Raw genomic sequence first — 16,736 nt, forward strand, 5'->3', positions numbered from 1 at the left:
CGTTCTGCGCACTTGTCGCGCCCCGGCCCCGAATTCCCACGACGAGTGCGCAAATCGCGGGGGACGTGGGGTGCGTGATGGGATAGCAGGAAGTGTTCGCCCACCCGTGATGAGGAGATCTTCGTGGCCCCACCGAATCTGACCCGCGCCCAGGCCGCCGAACGGTCGGCGCTGGTCTCCGTCGACAACTACCGCATCGACCTCGATCTCACCGACGGCGCCGGCCGGCCGGGCGAGAGCACGTTCCGCTCCCGCACCACGATCACGTTCACCGCGACCGCCGGCGCCTCGACGTTCGTCGACCTCATCGCGGCCACAGTGCATTCCGCGGTGCTCAACGGCACCCCGGTCGACGTGTCGTCGTACGACGAGGCCACGGGCATCGCGCTCGACGGCCTCGCCGAGAACAACGAACTCGTCGTGGACGCCGACTGCATGTACACCAACACCGGCGAGGGGCTGCACCGCTTCGTCGACCCCACCGATCACTCGGTGTACCTGTACTCGCAGTTCGAGACCGCCGACGCCAAGCGCATGTTCGCGTGCTTCGACCAGCCCGACCTCAAGGCGACGTTCGACATCTCGGTGACGGCGCCCGTGGAACCCGTCGAGTGGAGGGTGATTTCCAACGCCGAGACGGTGCAGACGGTCGCGGCGACGCCGGGCCGGCACGTCTTCCGCACCACCCCCCGGATGAGCACGTACCTGGTGGCGCTCATCGCCGGCCCCTACGCGGAGTGGACGGACGTCTACACCGACGACCACGGCACGATTCCGCTCGGCATCTACTGCCGCGCCTCGCTGGCCGGTCACATGGACGCCGACCGGTTGTTCACCGAGACCAAGCAGGGCTTCGCGTTCTACCACCGCAACTTCGGAATGCCGTACGCCTTCGGCAAGTACGACCAGCTGTTCGTGCCGGAGTTCAACGCGGGCGCAATGGAGAACGCGGGCGCGGTGACGTTCCTCGAGGACTACGTCTTCCGCTCCAAGGTGACCCGCTACTCGTACGAGCGGCGCGCCGAGACCGTGCTGCACGAGATGGCACACATGTGGTTCGGCGACCTCGTCACGATGCGCTGGTGGGACGACCTGTGGCTCAACGAGTCGTTCGCGACGTTCGCCTCGGTGCTGTGCCAGAGCGAGGCCACCGAGTACACCAATGCGTGGACGACGTTCGCCAACGTGGAGAAGTCGTGGGCGTACCGGCAGGACCAGCTGCCGTCGACGCACCCCATCGCCGCGGACATCCCCGACCTGGCGGCCGTCGAGGTCAACTTCGACGGCATCACGTACGCCAAGGGCGCGAGCGTGCTCAAGCAGTTGGTCGCGTACGTGGGGCAGGAACCGTTCATGGCGGGGCTGCGGGACTACTTCGCCGAGCACGCCTTCGGGAACGCGACGTTCGACGACCTGCTGCGGGCGCTCGAGAAGGCGTCCGGCCGGGACCTGTCGAGCTGGGGCGCGCAGTGGCTCAAGACGACCGGGCTGAACATCCTGCGCCCGGACTTCCAGATCGAGCCCGACGGAACCTTCAGGAGTTTCGCCGTCCTGCAGGAGGGCGCCGAGCCGGGGGCCGGGGAGACCCGGGTGCACCGCCTCGCCGTGGGCGTCTACGACGACGACCCGGCCACCGGGAAGCTGGTGCGCACGCACCGCGTCGAGCTGGACGTCGAGGGCGAGAGCACCGATGTCCGGGAGCTGGTGGGCGTCCCGCGGGGCAAGCTGATCCTCGTCAACGACGACGACCTGACGTACTGCTCGCTGCGGTTGGACCGGGATTCACTCGACACCCTCGTGGCCCGGATCGGCGACATCGCCGAGCCGCTCCCCCGCACGCTGGCGTGGTCGGCCGCGTGGGAGATGACCCGGCAGGCAGAGATGCGCGCCCGCGACTTCGTCAGCCTGGTCCAGCGCGGCATCGGCGCCGAGACGGAGGTCGGGGTGGTGCAGCGGCTGCTGTTGCAGGCCCAGACGGCGCTGTCGGCGTACGCCGACGCCGGGTGGGCCGACGCGTACGGCTGGCCCGCGTTCGCGGACCGGCTGCTCGAACTGGCGCGGGAGGCCGAGCCGGGCTCGGACCACCAACTGGCCTTCGTCAACGCGCTCACCGGGTCGCAGCTGGCGGCGTGGCACGTCGAGGTGCTGCGGGAACTGCTCGACACCACCGACCCGGCGACGGTGGGGTTGCGCGGGCTGGCGGTCGACACCGACCTGCGCTGGCGGCTCGTGCACGCCCTCGCCGCCGCCGGCGACGTCGACGCAGACGGCCCGCAGACCCCGTTCATCGACGCCGAGGCCGAACGTGATCCCACGGCCGCCGGCGCCCGGCAGGCCGCGGCGGCAGCAGCCGCGCGTCCCCAGGCTGCGGTCAAGGAGTCGGCGTGGACGACGGTGTTCGACGACGACACCGTCCCCAACATCACCGCTCGCGCCATCATCGGCGGCATCGTCGCCCCCGGCCAGTCCGAGCTGCTCGAGCCGTACGTCGCGCGGTACTTCGCGGAGATCCCGGCGGTGTGGGAGCGACGGTCGAGCGAGGTCGCGCAGACGGTCGTCGTCGGGCTGTACCCGTCGTGGTCGATCAGTCAGGAATCGGTGGACGCGGCCGATCGATTCCTCGCCGGTGACCATCCGCCGGCGCTGCGCCGCCTCGTCGTCGAGGGCCGGGCCGGCGTCGTCCGGTCACTGAAGGCGCGCGCGTTCGACGCCACCTGATCTCGCGGCACCCACCGAGACGCCGGTGGCCCGACGCCGTCAGGCATCGGGCCACCGGTGGAGCGAGGTGCGAGCAGGGTCTACTTGGGGGCGATCGCGTTGCTCATGACGCGCAGTGCGGACACGAGCCCGTCGATCAGGTCGCCCTCGCCGAACGAGGCGAGCGCCGCCGTGACGCCGAGCTGCGCGACGCGGTCGGTGACGCGGCCGGCGACGCCGCGGCCGCCGCGGACCTCGATCACCCGCTGGTTCGGCGACACCGCGATGAGAACCGAACGCTCGGCCTCCGGCGTCGTGGGGAACAGCGCGTCCACACCGGCGGACGGGTTCTCGCCGAGGTCACCGACGAACACGTTGAACCGCACCCGCGTCAGGCGCGTCGCGTCGGTCAGCGCATCGTCGAGACGGACCAGCTCGTCCGTCGTGAACGGCGGCTGGTCCAGGAACTCGCCCACCCGGTGCGTGCCGGAGAGCCGACCGCTGGTGGTCACGACCGTGCCCACCGGCAGGTCTGCCGGCGCGATCGCCGACGACTGGAGAACGTCACCACTTGCCACTTGCGGAACCTCCGATCAGATCTGCGCCCGCCACCGCGTGCGACGCGTGGTGACCGTGCGTGGTCACCTCGTCGGTCGCGCTCCACAGGATCGGGCCGTACGTCCACCGCTCACCGAGGCGGTACTCCGCCGGGAGCGGGTTCGCCGATCGCCGGACCGGGAGGGACAGGAGGCCGAGGACCGCGATCACCAGGGCGGGAATCCCTACGAATATCAGCACTGTCTCGAGAATGCTCACGGGGCAAACCGTAGCCCAGTCCTGCCGAAATGGAAGCGTCGGGGCCGGATCGTGCGTCGGCTCGCACGGGGTCCGGGCCGGGCGCGCGCAGCCGCGGTCACGCCGCCCCCTCGCCCAGGTACGGAAGCCACGTGGGATGCACCTCCGTCGTCGAGGCCAGCAGGCGCCAGTGCGGCCCGGAGGGCGGGACGAGCGCGGTTCGCAGCGTCCAGCCCAGCTCGGTCAGCAATCGGTCCGCTTTGCGGTGGTTGCACGGCGCGCAGCAGGCGACGCAGTTCTCCCACGTGTGGCTGCCGCCGCGGCTGCGAGGGATCACATGGTCGATCGTCTCGGCCTTCCTTCCGCAGTAGCCGCAGCGGAAGCGGTCGCGATGCATGAGGGCCGCGCGGGTCATCGGGACACGCGAACGGTAGGGCACCCGCACGTAGTTGCGGAGCCGGATCACCGACGGCACCTGCAGCGCACAGCCGGCGGAGTGGATGACGGGTCCGAGGGGGTCCTCGTGGACGGTGTCCGCCTTGTCGCACACCATCAGCACGACCGCCCGGCGGGCAGGAAGCGCGGTGAGCGGTTCGAACGTGGCGTTGAGCAGCAGCACCCGGCGTTTGTTCCACGCGATCGGCGTGCTGCCGTCGGCGATCCCCGGGCCGGACCGGTCGGGCTCGGGGATGACGTGCAGCGGAAAGGCCCCCGACGTGCGATGCGCGCGCACATCGGTGGGCACGAGTTGTCGATGCGCTCGCGCGCTCGTACCGCCGTGTCTCTGTGTCATGACACCTCCGAAGACTGTCCCAAGTTGACCACGGAAGTTCGGGTCACGCACACCCATTTCGGCGAAAAATTGCCGCACAACCGATGAACGCCGGGCGGCGCGCGGACCGGCACGGATGGCGCCCGGGGCGGTTACGGGCACAATGGAATGCGACATGACTGAGACGAACCCTGAGACCAGCCCCCGGACGCAGCCCGAGCAGACCTTCTACGAGGCAGTGGGCGGCGCCGAGACGTTCCACAAGCTCACCGCGCGCTTCTACGAGGAGGTCGCGAAGGACGAGATCGTCCGGCCGCTGTACCCCGAGGAGGACCTCGGGCCCGCGGAGCGGCGCATGCGGATGTTCCTCGAGCAGTACTGGGGCGGCCCGCGCACGTACTCGGAGGAACGTGGCCACCCCCGTCTGCGGATGCGCCACAACCCGTTCAAGATCGGGCCGCTCGAGCGGGACGCGTGGCTGCGGTGCATGCACACCGCGATCGCCTCGATCGACGAGCAGACGCTCGACGAGCCCCACCGCCGCGCGCTGATCGACTACATGGAGATGGCGGCGGCGTCGATGGTGAACTCGCCGATCTAGAGATTGCGACACAGCCGCATACCCGGGTCCGCGCCCCTCCGATGCGGCACTATGAGTGGCTGTGACCCCTCGCGAGGTTCCATCCACCGCCCACGCGTCGCCCGATGCGCGGGCGTGGTGGTCGGACGCAGTCTTCTACCAGATCTATCCCCGGTCGTTCTCCGATTCGAACGGTGACGGAGTCGGCGATCTGGGCGGTGTGATCGACCGGCTCGGGTATCTCGAACTGCTCGGGGTCGACGCGCTGTGGCTCAGTCCGGTCATGCGCTCCCCCATGGCCGACCACGGCTACGACGTCTCCGACCCACGCGACATCGATCCACTGTTCGGCGATCTCGCGACGATGGACGCGCTCATCGCCGAGGCGCACGCCCGCGGCATCCGCGTCACCATGGACCTCGTCCCCAACCACACCAGCGACCGGCACCCGTGGTTCCGGGAGGCCCTCGCCGCCGCGCCCGGAAGCAGTGCTCGCGCGCGCTACATCTTCCGGGACGGCCGCGGCCCGGACGGGTCCGAACCGCCGAACAACTGGCCGAGCATCTTCGGCGGGCCGGCCTGGACGCGGGTGACCGAACCGGACGGCACACCGGGCCAGTGGTACCTGCACATCTTCGCCGCCGAGCAGCCCGACCTGAACTGGGAGAACCCCGAGGTGTTCGACGACCTCGAGAAGACTCTCCGGTTCTGGCTGCACCGCGGCATCGACGGGTTCCGGATCGACGTGGCGCACGGCATGGCCAAGCCCGAGGGCCTGCCCGACCACGACTGGGACACCAACGCCCTGCTCCGCAACGACGACGACGATCCGCGGTTCAACAACCCTGCCGTCCACGAGATCCACCGCGACATCCGCAGGGTCATGAACGAGTACCCGTACGCGATGGCGGTCGGCGAGATCTGGGTGCGCGACAACGAGCGGTTCGGCGAGTACATCCGACCCGACGAGCTGCATCTGGGTTTCAACTTCCGGCTGGCCGAGACCGCGTTCGACGCGGACGCGGTGCGCGCGTCGATCGAGAACTCGCTCGACGCCGTCACGCGGGTGGGTGGCACGCCGACCTGGACGTTGTCGAACCACGACGTGGAGCGGGAGGTCACGCGGTACGGGGACGGCGAGCGCGGCCTCGCCCGCGCCCGCGCGATGGCCCTCGTCGAACTCGCGCTGCCCGGCGCGGTGTTCGTCTACAACGGGGCCGAGCTCGGTCTGCCGAACGTCGACCTGCCCGACGCCGCCCTCCAGGACCCCGTGTGGGAGCGGTCCGGGCACACCGAACGCGGCCGCGACGCCTGCCGGGTGCCGTTGCCGTGGGAGGGATCGCATCCGCCGTTCGGGTTCTCGACCACCCCGGAGACCTGGTTACCGGTGCCGCCGGACTGGGCGGCGCTGTCGGTGGAGGCGCAGCTCGAGGACGTCGGATCGACACTGTCGCTCTACCGCGCGGCGCTGGAGTTGCGCGCAGCCCTTCCGGAGTGCTCGGGAGCCGAGATAGATTGGTACGGAAGCCCGCCCGGGTGTTTCGCGTTTCGGCGGCGGGGCGGTCTGATCTGCGTCCTCAATGCCACCGACAGCGCGATCCAACTGCCCCCGGGTTCCGTGGTGTTGTCGAGCCTGCCACTCACGGGCGGACTTCTCCCGGCGAATTCCGCGGCCTGGCTGGTCTGACGCCGGCCCCTCCCGCCCAGCGGGAAGCACGATGTCGCCGGTCGGCGGACCCTCCCTAGGGTCGTGGGCACGGGTCGTCGGCGGCGTTGCAGGCGAATTCGCCCCAGTCGACGCGAAAAGGTGAGGCACATGAGCGAGAGTCCGAAGATGTTGTCCGACAAAGTCGTTCTCGTCACGGGCGGGTCCCGCGGACTGGGCGCCGCCTTCGCGCGCCGGATAGTCGACGGTGGCGGCCGGGTGGTGATCGCCGACGTCCTCGACGACGAGGGCCGGGCCACCGCCGACGAGCTCGGCGACGCCGCCCGCTTCGTACACCTCGATGTCACCGACGCCGACGCCTGGCGCGCGGCGGTGGAGCACGCGGTTGCCGAGTTCGGCTCCCTGACGGGCCTGGTGAACAACGCGGGCGTCTCCACCGGCCAGTACATCGAGCACGAACCGCTCGAACACTTCCGCAAGGTCCTCGACATCAATCTGGTGGGCGTGTTCAACGGCATCCAGGCCGTCATAGCCCCGATGCGCACGGCGGGCGGCGGTTCGATCGTGAACATCTCGTCGGCGGCCGGCCTCATGGGGCTGGCACTGACCGCCGGCTACGGGGCGTCGAAGTGGGGCGTCCGGGGACTCACCAAGATCGCCGCCGTCGAGCTCGGCACCGACCGGATCCGCGTGAATTCGGTCCATCCGGGCATGACGTACACGCCGATGACGGCGGAGGTCGGCATCGTGCAGGGCGAGGGCAACTACCCCAACACCCCGATGGGCCGGGTCGGCGAGGCCGACGAGATCGCCGGCGCCGTGACGTACCTGCTGTCGGACGCGGCGTCCTACGTGACCGGAGCGGAGATTGCCGTCGACGGCGGATGGACGGCCGGCCCGACGGTGAAGTACGTGATGGGCCAGTAGCGTCGGCCGCAGTTCAGCTACCGGACATCGGCACCGCGACCGACCGGGCGGATACTCCGTCCGAGTTCTCCTGCGCATCCGGATCCCCGGCCCGGCTGCGGTAGCTGCGGTCGAGGGCGAACATGAACGCTCCCGCCGCAACGAGGACCACCCCGAACAAGCGGTACAGGTCCGCGGGGGCCCAGCCCGCGTCGATCAGGTAGCCGGTGAGGATGGGCGCGACGATGGACACGAGCCGGCCGACGCCGATCATGAGCCCGACGCCGGTCCCGCGGACCGAGGCCGGGTAGACCGAGGGACTGATCGCGTAGAAGCCTGCGACACCGCCGTTGGCCGCCATCCCGACCAGGATGCACAGCGCCATGCCCAGCGCGACGATCTCGAATCCGCCGGCGTACGCCGCGAAGACGATCGCGCCCGCGAACATGAGCAACGTGTTCACCACGCGGGGGCGGACGACCATCGTCAGGGCGGCGAAGACCAGCGCGCCGAGCACGCCGCCGACGTTGATGAGCACGCCCGCGACGGTGCCGACACCGGCGTCGTCGGTGACGTCGGTGAGCATCTTCGGCGTCCACGTGTTGGCGAAATAGAATGCCGCCATCAGGCACGAGTAGCCGAGCCACAGCAGCACGGTGCGACGTCCCATGACGCCGGTGAACAGCCCGTGACGGACGGACCCTGCCGGCCCCGTCTCGGACGGCGACGGAAGATGCCGGGACGATTCGTATCCGAGCTTCGTCGCGATCGCGTTGTACTTGGCGAGTGCGTTCTTCGGCCGCTTCTCGATGAGGAAGTCGGTCGACTCGGGTAGCGCGCGTATGACGACGAGCAGCAGGATGCCGGTCACGACGGTGCCGAAGACGAACGCGGAGCGCCATCCGAAGTGGGAGATCAGGACCCCGGAGATCGCGCCGCCCAGCGCGACGCCGGCCGGAAGTCCGGCCCCGTAGACACCCAGTGCGAGGCCACGTCGCCGGTCACTGCTGTTCTCCGAGACCAGGATGTTCAGGCTCGCCACGAGGCCACCGATGCCCAGTCCGGCGAAGGCCCGAAAGGCGATCAACTGCTCGAGACCGCCCGCGACTGCGGACAGGCCCATACCCACGGTGATGAGGGCCAGGCATGCGATGGTCATCGGCCGGCGCCCCACCCGGTCGGCGAGCGGGGAGAGGAAGAATGCTCCCACCGCCATCCCGATCAGGCCGGCACTGAGAAGGTACCCGATCTGGACGGAATCGAGGTCCCAGTCCTTGCTCAGGTGAGGCGCCACGAACGCCATGATCAGAATTTCGAAACCGTCCACCATGCAGAGGAGAAAGCAGATCGTGATCGTCTGGATCTGATACCTCCGCATCGGTCGGGTCCGGATCGCTTCGCGGATGTCCATGACTGTGGCCTTTCGGGGCAGCTCCGTCCCCGGCGCTCGCCGAATGGTGCACGCAAGCAGCCGATGGGACTGTCGGTCGGATGCGGTCCGACCGGGAAGGATGGGTTTCGACGTCTCGAAAGGCACGGCGCGAAGGGTCGCTCACCGGCTTTCGGAAATGACTACACGAGAGGCGCAAGGTGTCGGCGGGGCTCCGGCACGCTCACGGAGCAACCAGGGTGACAGGACTCACCAACGATGTCAATCACGGGCGGCCGCACTCGCCGCCCCCTGCGGAGTGCGTTGTCCCCACGCGCATCGACATAGAGTGAACTGTGGCTTCCACCGAGACGAACTCGACGTCAACTCGTACCGCGGGCACCCAGACCCTTGCCCGCGGACTGCACGCGCTCGAATTGGTTGCGAATTCCCCTGGCGGACTGTCGATTCAGGAAGTCGCCGACCGGCTGGGCGTGCATCGCAGTATCGCGACGCGCCTGCTGTCCACGATTGCGGAGTACCGGTTGATCAATCGGGGCCCGGACGGCCGGTACCGCGCGGCCGGCGGGCTCGCAGCCCTGGCACGCGAGGTGTACTCGGGTTTGCGCGAACTCGCGACCCCGCTGATGCAGGACTTGGCCGACGAACTCGGTGCGAGTGTCGCCCTCTTCGTTGCCGAGGCAGAGGACGCCGTCGCGGTCGTGGTGGCCGAGCCGCGAGACTCCAACGTGCGGGTCTCGTTCCGTCAGGGCGGGCGCCACCCACTCGACCGCGGCGCCGCCGGGTACGCGTTGCTGACCGCTCTTCCCCCTCGCTCCGGTGAGGACCCGCGGGTCACGGAGGGACGCCGGACCGGATACGTCGTGAGTTTCGGCGAGGTCGAGGCGGGCTACTGGGGGCTCGGGGTTCCGCTGGCTCGGGTGGAGAACGAACCCGCGGCCTGCCTGACGCTGATCAGCGCATCACGCGAACTCATCGATCGCTCGGTGGAGGCGACCCTCGCCGCCGCCGGACGACTGAGCCGAAACCTGCGATGACCAGTACCTACGCCGACTAGGACACGCCACTCCCGGACCCCGACCCGCGACCCGCACTGCCGCCCGGCAGCGCGGGTCGTCGTCGTTTCGCCGCCCCGTTCCCGGCTCCAGGCTTGCCAGCGGAGGCGTGCTCGTGTTCACATAATGATGACCGCTGTGCAACTAACGATCACCGAGGCTCGATATGTGAACACCAGCATCGGACGGCGCGGCGCCGTCGAGTGTCCGGTCACGGGGCGACCACGACACCTCCATCCGCTCGGATTCCACAGGATGCTCAGCGCTTCGACGAGCGCTGACGCGCAATCGCCGAACGCGCGCAGATAGGAACTCATGAACACCACCCACGACAGCGACGTCGTCATCGTCGGCGCCGGACCGGTCGGCCTGATGCTCGCCAACATTCTCGGCCGGTACGGCCGCTCGGTGACAGTGCTCGAGGCCCTCGACGACCTGATCGACTACCCGCGCGGAGTCGGTCTCGACGACGAGTCCTTCCGTACGATTCAGGCCGTCGGCCTCGTCGATGCCGTTCGGCCACATACGAATCCGCAGCACATCATGCGTCTGGTCAACGGTGGCGGAAAGGTCATGCTGGTCAACAACCCGCAGACACGCGAGTTCGGCTGGGAGCGCAAGCACGGGTTCATCCAGCCCGAGGTCGACCGAGCGCTCTACGAGGGACTGCGGCGGTTCGAGAACGTACGGGTGTTGTTCGGCCACCGCGTAGAGAATGTCGACGAGGACGCCGACTTCGTCACCGCGGTCGCACTGACCGCCGGCGACGACGGCGAGGTCGAGGAGCATCGGTTCCGGGCCCGCTACCTCGTAGGCTGCGAGGGTGGCAAGTCGCCGACCCGCAAGCGCATGGGCGTGACCTTCGAGGGCGAATCCCCCTCGACGCGGTGGCTGGTGGTCGACGTGAACAACGACCCCCTCGGAACTCCCAACGTGTTCCTCGGTGCCGACCCCAAACGTCCCTACGTCTCCATCGGGCTTCCGCATGCGGTCCGGCGGTGGGAGTTCATGCTCCACGACCACGAGACCGAAGAGCAGGTCACCGATCCTGTGTTCGTGAACGCTCTTCTCGCCGAGCATGTCCCGGACCCGTCACAACTCGACTTCATCCGTCGTCGGGTGTTCACCCACCACGGGCGGGTGGCATCGAGCTTCCGCAAGGGCCGCCAGATCATCGCCGGAGACGCTGCGCATCTCATGCCCGTGTGGATGGGCCAGGGCTGGAACTCCGGTATGCGCGACGCCACCAACCTGGGCTGGAAGCTGGCCACCGTCCTGTCCGGCCAGGCCGACGACGCGCTGCTCGACACCTACACCGACGAGCGCAAGGACCACGCCCAGGCGATGGTCGACCTGTCGCTGACCTTCGGCAGGTTCATCAAGATCACCCACCCCCTGGGCGCAGCCCTCCGCGATGCAGCCTCGTCGGCGTTGAACCTGCTACCCCAAGTCAAGAGCTATTTCGCCGACATGCGGTTCAAGCCGATGCCGCGCTACACCCGCGGCGTCCTGGCCGACCCCACGACGCAGGCGTCGGGCCGCGCGACAGCGAAGCTGACGAGCCGGTTGGTCCCGACCCGGACCGCCAACACCACCGTCTCCCCCGTCGGCGTGCAATTTCCGCAGCCGCGTGTGACCACCCACGACGTCGCCGACGTGCTGCTCGACGACGCGATCGGCAACTGGTGGTCGGTTCTCGTGTGGGGCAACAACCCTCGCGATCTGCTCCCGCAGGAATCCCTCGACAAGCTCGACGCCCTGGGCGCCCGTCTGGTCGCGATCGTCCCCGAGACACAGCGCGAGTGGGCCGAGCGGTACATGGGCGACGATGTGCTGGTTCTGGGCGACCACACGGGTCAGGTCAAGAAGTGGTTCGACGATCGCCCGACACCGATGATCTTCCTGCGCCCGGATCGGTTCGTCGCCGGCGCGTGTCTCACGCAGCATGCCCCGGCGACATTGGACGCGATCCTGGCGGCGATGTCGTTCACCGGCCGCCCCACGTCCGTCGCCGCCCAGCCGTCGCTCGCCAACTGAAGGAGATTCCCATGTCCGTCCCGACCCCCGACTACACGACCGACGCCTTCTTCGGGCTCGAGGACAAGTGGCTCGAGACCGCCGACGGTGAGCTCACCCACTACCACGAGCTCGGCGAGGGCACCCCGATCCTGTTCCTGCACGGCTCCGGCACCGGCGTCACCGCCGCCGCGAACTGGTGGCTCAACCTCCCCGAACTGAGCCGCTACGGGCGCTGCATCGCCATCGACTCCATCGGCTACGGACAGACCGTCGTCGCCGACGGCACCGCCTACGGCATCAAGGAATGGGTCCGCCACGCCGTTCGTGTCCTCGACGCGCTGGGCATCGAGAAGACGTGGATCGTCGGCAACTCCCTCGGCGGCTGGCTCGCGTTCCAGTTCGCGATCGACTTCCCCGAACGCCTGCTCGGCATCGTCTCGATGGGCACCGGCGGCGCCAAACTGACCGGAGCACTTGCCGCACATTCGAATCCGACGCTCACCGAGGACGGCATCCGCGACACCCTCGAAATGTTCGTGGTCGACACGTCGCTGGTCACCGACGAGTTGGTGTCTCTGCGCTACCGGTCCGCCCTCAACGACACCGCATCCGACCGGCTCGCCGACGTCGTCGCGGCCCGCGACCGCGACCGCCACGCGCTGCCGCTGGACTTCGACGTCCTCGCCCGCCTCGACATCCCGGTCCTGCTCATCCACGGCGTCCAGGACGTCGTGATCCCGGTGTCGCGGACGTGGGAGCTGCTCAACGTGATCCCCCACGCCGACGCGCACATCTTCAGCCAGTGCGGCCACTGGTCCCAGGTCGAACGCGCCACCGAGTTCAACGAGGTCGTCGGCAGCTACCTCGCACGCCACGCCGACACCGACCGCTGACCGGAGGAGGATCGTCATGCCCCAGGCACTGCTGTGCATGTCCCACAGCCCACTGCTCGACCACGCCGACCCGCCCGCCGACGTCGCCGCATCGGTGCAGGGTGCGTTCGAGCACGCGCGGACGTTCGTGCGCGACTTCGATCCCGATCTGGTGGTGAACTTCGGCCCGGACCACTTCAACGGGTTCTTCTACGACCTCATGCCGCCGTTCTGCCTCGGCTACCGTGCCCACGGCACCGGGGACTACGACTCGTTCGCGGGCGAACTCGACGTCCCCGAAAAGATCGCCGAAGACCTCGCACAATTCGTCATCGACCGCGGCATCGACTTGGCGATCTCGCGGCGCATGGAGGTCGACCACGGCGCCGTGCAGCCGATGGAGATCCTGCACGACGGCGACGCCGCCGCCCGGCCGGTGCTGCCGATCTTCGTGAATTCGGTGGCTCGCCCGTTCGTCCCGATGTCGCGGGTCCGGGCGTTCGGGCAGGCCGTCGGCGAGTACTTCCGCACCGCCGACCACCGGGTGCTGTTCCTCGGCTCCGGCGGACTCTCCCACGACCCACCGGTCCCGCAGTACACGACGGCCACCGACACCCAACGCGAGTTCCTCACCGCCGGACGCCATCCCACCGCGGAGGCGCGCGCGGCGCGGCAAGCCAACACGATCGCGACCGCGCGCCGCTTCGCCGCCGGCGAAGCGGACATCATGGACCTCAACCCCGACTGGGACCGCGGATTCCTCGACGTCTGCCGCTCCGGACACGTCGAGGACTTCGACCACTACACCGCCGACGACATGGACGCCGTCGCCGGGCACTCCTCCCACGAGGTCCGCACCTGGGTGGCCGCGTACTCGGCACTGCACGCGTGCGGCGACTACGACGTCACCTACGAGTTCTACCGGCCCATCCGCGAATACATCGCCGGCTTCGCCGTCACCACCGCCGTCCCACGCTGACCGCAGCCCGCCGCGGCCGCGGGTTGACAACTCGGGTGATCTGTCTCACCGTTGAGGCATGACGACGACTCTGTCCGGCTCCGCGGCGTACGTTCCCCGCTCCGGCGCGTCCTGGCGGGATCCGTGGCCGATGTACGCGGCGTTGCGTGATCACGATCCGGTGCACCACGTCGTGCCCGACAGCGCCCCCGCGGACGACTACTGGGTGCTCACCCGGCACGCGGACGTCTACGCGGCGGCGCGCGACGCCGAGACGTTCTCGTCCGCCGAGGGTCTCACCATGAGCTACGGCGAACTCGACAAGATCGGCCTGCGCGACAATCCGCCGCTGGTGATGCTCGATCCACCGGTGCACACGCAGTTCCGCCGCCTCGTCGCGCGCGGTTTCACGCCCCGCCAGGTGGAGGCCGTCGAGCCCGAAGTGCGCCGCTTCGTCGTCGAGCGGCTCGAGGAACTGCGCGCGGACGGTGACGGCGACATCGTCACGGCCCTGTTCAAGCCGTTGCCCAGCATGGTGGTCGCCCACTATCTGGGGGTGCCGGCCGAGGACCGCGGCCGGTTCGACGGGTGGACCGAGGCGATCGTCGCCGCCAACACCACCGGCGATCCCCTCGCGGCCCAGACCGCGGTGGTCGAACTCATGACCTACTTCGGCGGCCTCATCGACCGCCGCAAGGCGGACGTGGCCGCCGGTACCGCGGGGGACGACACGATCTCGCACCTGGTGGCCGCGGGCCTGGGCGCCGACGGCGACGTCTCCGGTCTGCTGTCGATCCTCGGCTTCGCGTTCACCATGGTCACCGGGGGCAACGACACCACGACGGGCATGCTCGGCGGTGCCGTGCAACTGCTCACCCAGCGCCGCGACCAACGCCGGCTGTTGCTCGACGACCCGTCGCTGATCCCGGGCGCGGTCGAGGAACTGCTCCGGCTCACCTCCCCCGTCCAGGGGCTGGCCCGCACCACGACGACCGACGTCACCATCGAGGGTGTCACCATTCCGGCCGGCCGCAAGGTGCTGTTGGTGTACGGCTCCGCGAATCGGGACCCGCGCGTGTACGGCCCCGACGCCGAGGAACTCGACGTGCTGCGCGGCCCCCGCCAGATCATGACGTTCAGCAACGGCAACCACCACTGCCTCGGCGCGGCCGCCGCCCGCATGCAGGCCCGGGTGGCGCTCGAGGAACTGCTGGCCCGCTGCCCGGACTTCGACGTCGACATCGACGGTGTCGAATACGCCGCGGGCAATTACGTCCGCCGTCCGGTCCACGTCCCGTTCCACGCGCGATGACCGTGTCCGTCAACGCATCCGGCTCGTGGCTCGCCGACGAGCGGACCGAAGTGGCGGCCGAGAAGATCCTCGACGCCGCCGCCGCACTGTTCGTGGAACAGGGTGTCGCGGCGACAGGAATGGGCGCGGTCGCGAAGGCGGCCGGGTGTTCCCGCGCGACGCTGTACCGCTACTTCGAGAACCGTCGCGCGCTGCAACGGGCGTTCGTGCACCGGGAGGCCCGCGCGCTCGGTGAGGGGGTCGCGACGGCTGTGGCGGCCATCGCCGAGCCGCGCGCCCGCGTGACCGAGGCCGTCCTCATGGCGGTCCGGGAAGTGCGCGCGACTCCCACCCTGGCCGCGTGGTTCGGCCTCGGCGATGCGGGTCTGGCGTCCGAGCTGGCGAGCACCTCGGAAGTGATCGAGGTGCTCGGCACGTCCTTCCTCGCCGACGTCTGGAACGCGGACGACGCCGAGATCGCCCGCCGCGCACGGTGGTTGGTGCGCGCGATCGTCTCGCTGCTGACAGTTCCCGGCCGCGACGACGACGACGAACGCGCGATGGTCGAGCAGTTCCTGGTTCCGGTGCTGGTACCTACGCCGTGAACAGCGGGATCGCGCCCGCACGCCGGGCGTAGACGGAGCCGTGCCGGGCGTCCAGCCGGAGCCACGACGGCGTGGCCCGTACCCGGACGATCTCCGACTCGGCGACGGCGTCCGTGCCGGTGTCGGCCGTCGCGGGTCTTCCGTCGGCGAGTGGGACGAACCCCATCCCGGCGAGCGCGAACACGGTCCGCATCGACACCGCCAGCGCGATCTCGCCACCCTCGACCCGGAGCACCTCCTGGTCCAGCAGCGACGTCGGCGGTCCCTGCGTGCTGCCGTGCTCCTTCGCGAGGGCGGCGCCGCGCTGCGCCAGTTCGAGCAGGATGCGGGCCGGCACGTCGTCCACGTGGACGAAGCCGGACTCGGGCGGCAGGGCCCCGCGCCACGCGGAGTCCATCGCGAACCCGGGATCGATCTCGCTGCCGCCTTGGCCCAGTGCCCGCAGCAGGACGTCCCCGGCCGCGGTGGTGTCCTGCGGGCGGACGTCGCCGGCGACGACGCGTGTCGCCAGTGCATCGAAACCGGTTGCACACCAGGCGGAGACGCGCCCGTCGTCGCGGCGCCGGAGCCGGACGACCGCCGCCTCGTCGAGCCGGACCGCACGGCCGACGAACACCGCGAGGTCGGAGCGGTCCGCCGCGTCGGGAATCGTCAGCAGCCGCTCAGGCACGCTGCCACAGCTCCAGGTAGCCGCGCTCGGCCGCGGTCAACCGGCGCAGCCGCTGGGTGCCGATGTCGAAGGCCGCGATCTGGGTCGACGCGACGATCGACGGCGGCGTCGTCGGCGCCGCTCCCCCGGGCCGCACCTCGTACGCGATCGTGAAGTCCACGGCCCGGATCTTCTCGACCCACATCAGGACGTCGAGTGGACTGTCCTCGTGACGCAACTGGCCGCGGTAACGCACGTGCAGATCGGCGATCACCGCGCCGTCGCGCAGGGTGACCGTCGGCGTCCCGTCCTCGAACAGCCACGGAATCCGGGCCTCCTCGAGCAACGTCACCATCCGGGCGTGGTTGATGTGCCGGAACGCGTCCATGTCGGACCAGCGGACCACCACCTTGGTGTGGAATCCCACCGGCGGCGCTCCGACCGCGAACCCGTTCCGCGCCCGGTCCTGTGACCCGCTCTC

16 protein-coding genes are annotated in these 16,736 nt (G+C 69.5%); 10 read left to right on the plus strand and 6 right to left on the minus strand.

Features of this window, described 5'->3' with window-relative positions:
- Positions 1-123: 123 nt before the first annotated feature.
- Positions 124-2,718 carry an aminopeptidase N gene (pepN, locus tag E7742_RS10920; RefSeq protein WP_137798972.1) on the plus strand — a complete coding sequence of 865 codons (2,595 nt, stop codon included), beginning with the start codon at positions 124-126 and terminating at the stop codon, positions 2,716-2,718.
- 80 nt (positions 2,719-2,798) lie between these two features.
- On the opposite strand, the gene E7742_RS10925 is transcribed toward pepN, so the two are convergent.
- The 3 genes from E7742_RS10925 to E7742_RS10935 form a co-directional block, all read right to left on the minus strand.
- On the minus strand, positions 2,799-3,275 hold the full coding sequence (locus E7742_RS10925) for a DUF5130 domain-containing protein (protein ID WP_137798973.1): 477 nt from the start codon (positions 3,273-3,275) through the stop codon (positions 2,799-2,801).
- Positions 3,262-3,513 (minus strand): aa3-type cytochrome oxidase subunit CtaJ, encoded by a 252-nt coding sequence (gene ctaJ, locus E7742_RS10930; RefSeq protein ID WP_137798974.1) that lies wholly within the window; start codon positions 3,511-3,513, stop codon positions 3,262-3,264. Before ctaJ ends, E7742_RS10925 begins: the two co-directional genes overlap by 14 nt.
- A gap of 97 nt (positions 3,514-3,610) precedes the next feature.
- Entirely contained in the window at positions 3,611-4,285 is a 675-nt protein-coding gene (locus tag E7742_RS10935) for an HNH endonuclease (RefSeq protein ID WP_137798975.1), read from the minus strand.
- 154 nt (positions 4,286-4,439) lie between these two features.
- Here E7742_RS10935 and E7742_RS10940 point away from each other — a divergent pair, with 154 nt between their 5' ends.
- The 3 genes from E7742_RS10940 to E7742_RS10950 all read left to right on the plus strand — a co-directional run bounded on the left by E7742_RS10940 (position 4,440) and on the right by E7742_RS10950 (position 7,437).
- A complete protein-coding gene (locus tag E7742_RS10940) occupies positions 4,440-4,865 on the plus strand; it encodes a globin (protein WP_137798976.1) in 426 nt (141 codons plus the stop codon).
- Positions 4,866-4,926: 61 nt separating this feature from the next.
- Entirely contained in the window at positions 4,927-6,531 is a 1,605-nt protein-coding gene (locus E7742_RS10945) for a glycoside hydrolase family 13 protein (RefSeq protein ID WP_137798977.1), read from the plus strand.
- A gap of 129 nt (positions 6,532-6,660) precedes the next feature.
- Positions 6,661-7,437: an SDR family oxidoreductase gene (locus E7742_RS10950; protein ID WP_137798978.1), complete on the plus strand. Its 777-nt coding sequence runs from the start codon at positions 6,661-6,663 to the stop codon at positions 7,435-7,437.
- 13 nt (positions 7,438-7,450) lie between these two features.
- On the opposite strand, the gene E7742_RS10955 is transcribed toward E7742_RS10950, so the two are convergent.
- Positions 7,451-8,827 carry an MFS transporter gene (locus tag E7742_RS10955; protein WP_137798979.1) on the minus strand — a complete coding sequence of 459 codons (1,377 nt, stop codon included), beginning with the start codon at positions 8,825-8,827 and terminating at the stop codon, positions 7,451-7,453.
- A 314-nt stretch (positions 8,828-9,141) separates the two neighbouring features.
- Here E7742_RS10955 and E7742_RS10960 point away from each other — a divergent pair, with 314 nt between their 5' ends.
- From E7742_RS10960 to E7742_RS10985, 6 genes are all read left to right on the plus strand, one after another.
- Entirely contained in the window at positions 9,142-9,843 is a 702-nt protein-coding gene (locus E7742_RS10960) for an IclR family transcriptional regulator (RefSeq protein WP_137798980.1), read from the plus strand.
- Positions 9,844-10,176: 333 nt separating this feature from the next.
- Positions 10,177-11,898 carry a bifunctional 3-(3-hydroxy-phenyl)propionate/3-hydroxycinnamic acid hydroxylase MhpA gene (mhpA, locus tag E7742_RS10965; RefSeq protein ID WP_137798981.1) on the plus strand — a complete coding sequence of 574 codons (1,722 nt, stop codon included), beginning with the start codon at positions 10,177-10,179 and terminating at the stop codon, positions 11,896-11,898.
- Positions 11,899-11,909: 11 nt separating this feature from the next.
- Positions 11,910-12,773 carry an alpha/beta fold hydrolase gene (locus tag E7742_RS10970; RefSeq protein ID WP_137798982.1) on the plus strand — a complete coding sequence of 288 codons (864 nt, stop codon included), beginning with the start codon at positions 11,910-11,912 and terminating at the stop codon, positions 12,771-12,773.
- A gap of 16 nt (positions 12,774-12,789) precedes the next feature.
- A complete protein-coding gene (locus tag E7742_RS10975) occupies positions 12,790-13,731 on the plus strand; it encodes a 3-carboxyethylcatechol 2,3-dioxygenase (protein ID WP_137798983.1) in 942 nt (313 codons plus the stop codon).
- A 58-nt stretch (positions 13,732-13,789) separates the two neighbouring features.
- Positions 13,790-15,022 carry a cytochrome P450 gene (locus tag E7742_RS10980; protein WP_137798984.1) on the plus strand — a complete coding sequence of 411 codons (1,233 nt, stop codon included), beginning with the start codon at positions 13,790-13,792 and terminating at the stop codon, positions 15,020-15,022.
- Complete coding sequence (locus tag E7742_RS10985; RefSeq protein ID WP_137798985.1) at positions 15,019-15,606, plus strand: TetR/AcrR family transcriptional regulator; 588 nt, start codon at positions 15,019-15,021, stop codon at positions 15,604-15,606. Before E7742_RS10980 ends, E7742_RS10985 begins: the two co-directional genes overlap by 4 nt.
- Here E7742_RS10985 and E7742_RS10990 read toward each other — a convergent pair.
- Positions 15,596-16,276, minus strand: a complete 681-nt coding sequence (locus E7742_RS10990; RefSeq protein ID WP_137798986.1) for a hypothetical protein — start codon at positions 16,274-16,276, stop codon at positions 15,596-15,598. The two genes, E7742_RS10985 and E7742_RS10990, sit on opposite strands and share 11 nt — an antisense overlap.
- Positions 16,269-16,682: an acyl-CoA thioesterase gene (locus E7742_RS10995; RefSeq protein WP_302661130.1), complete on the minus strand. Its 414-nt coding sequence runs from the start codon at positions 16,680-16,682 to the stop codon at positions 16,269-16,271. The genes E7742_RS10990 and E7742_RS10995 overlap by 8 nt, the downstream gene beginning before the upstream one ends.
- Positions 16,683-16,736: the final 54 nt, after the last annotated feature.

The sequence above is a fragment of the Rhodococcus sp. SGAir0479 genome, assembly GCF_005484805.1.
GTDB lineage: Bacteria > Actinomycetota > Actinomycetes > Mycobacteriales > Mycobacteriaceae > Prescottella.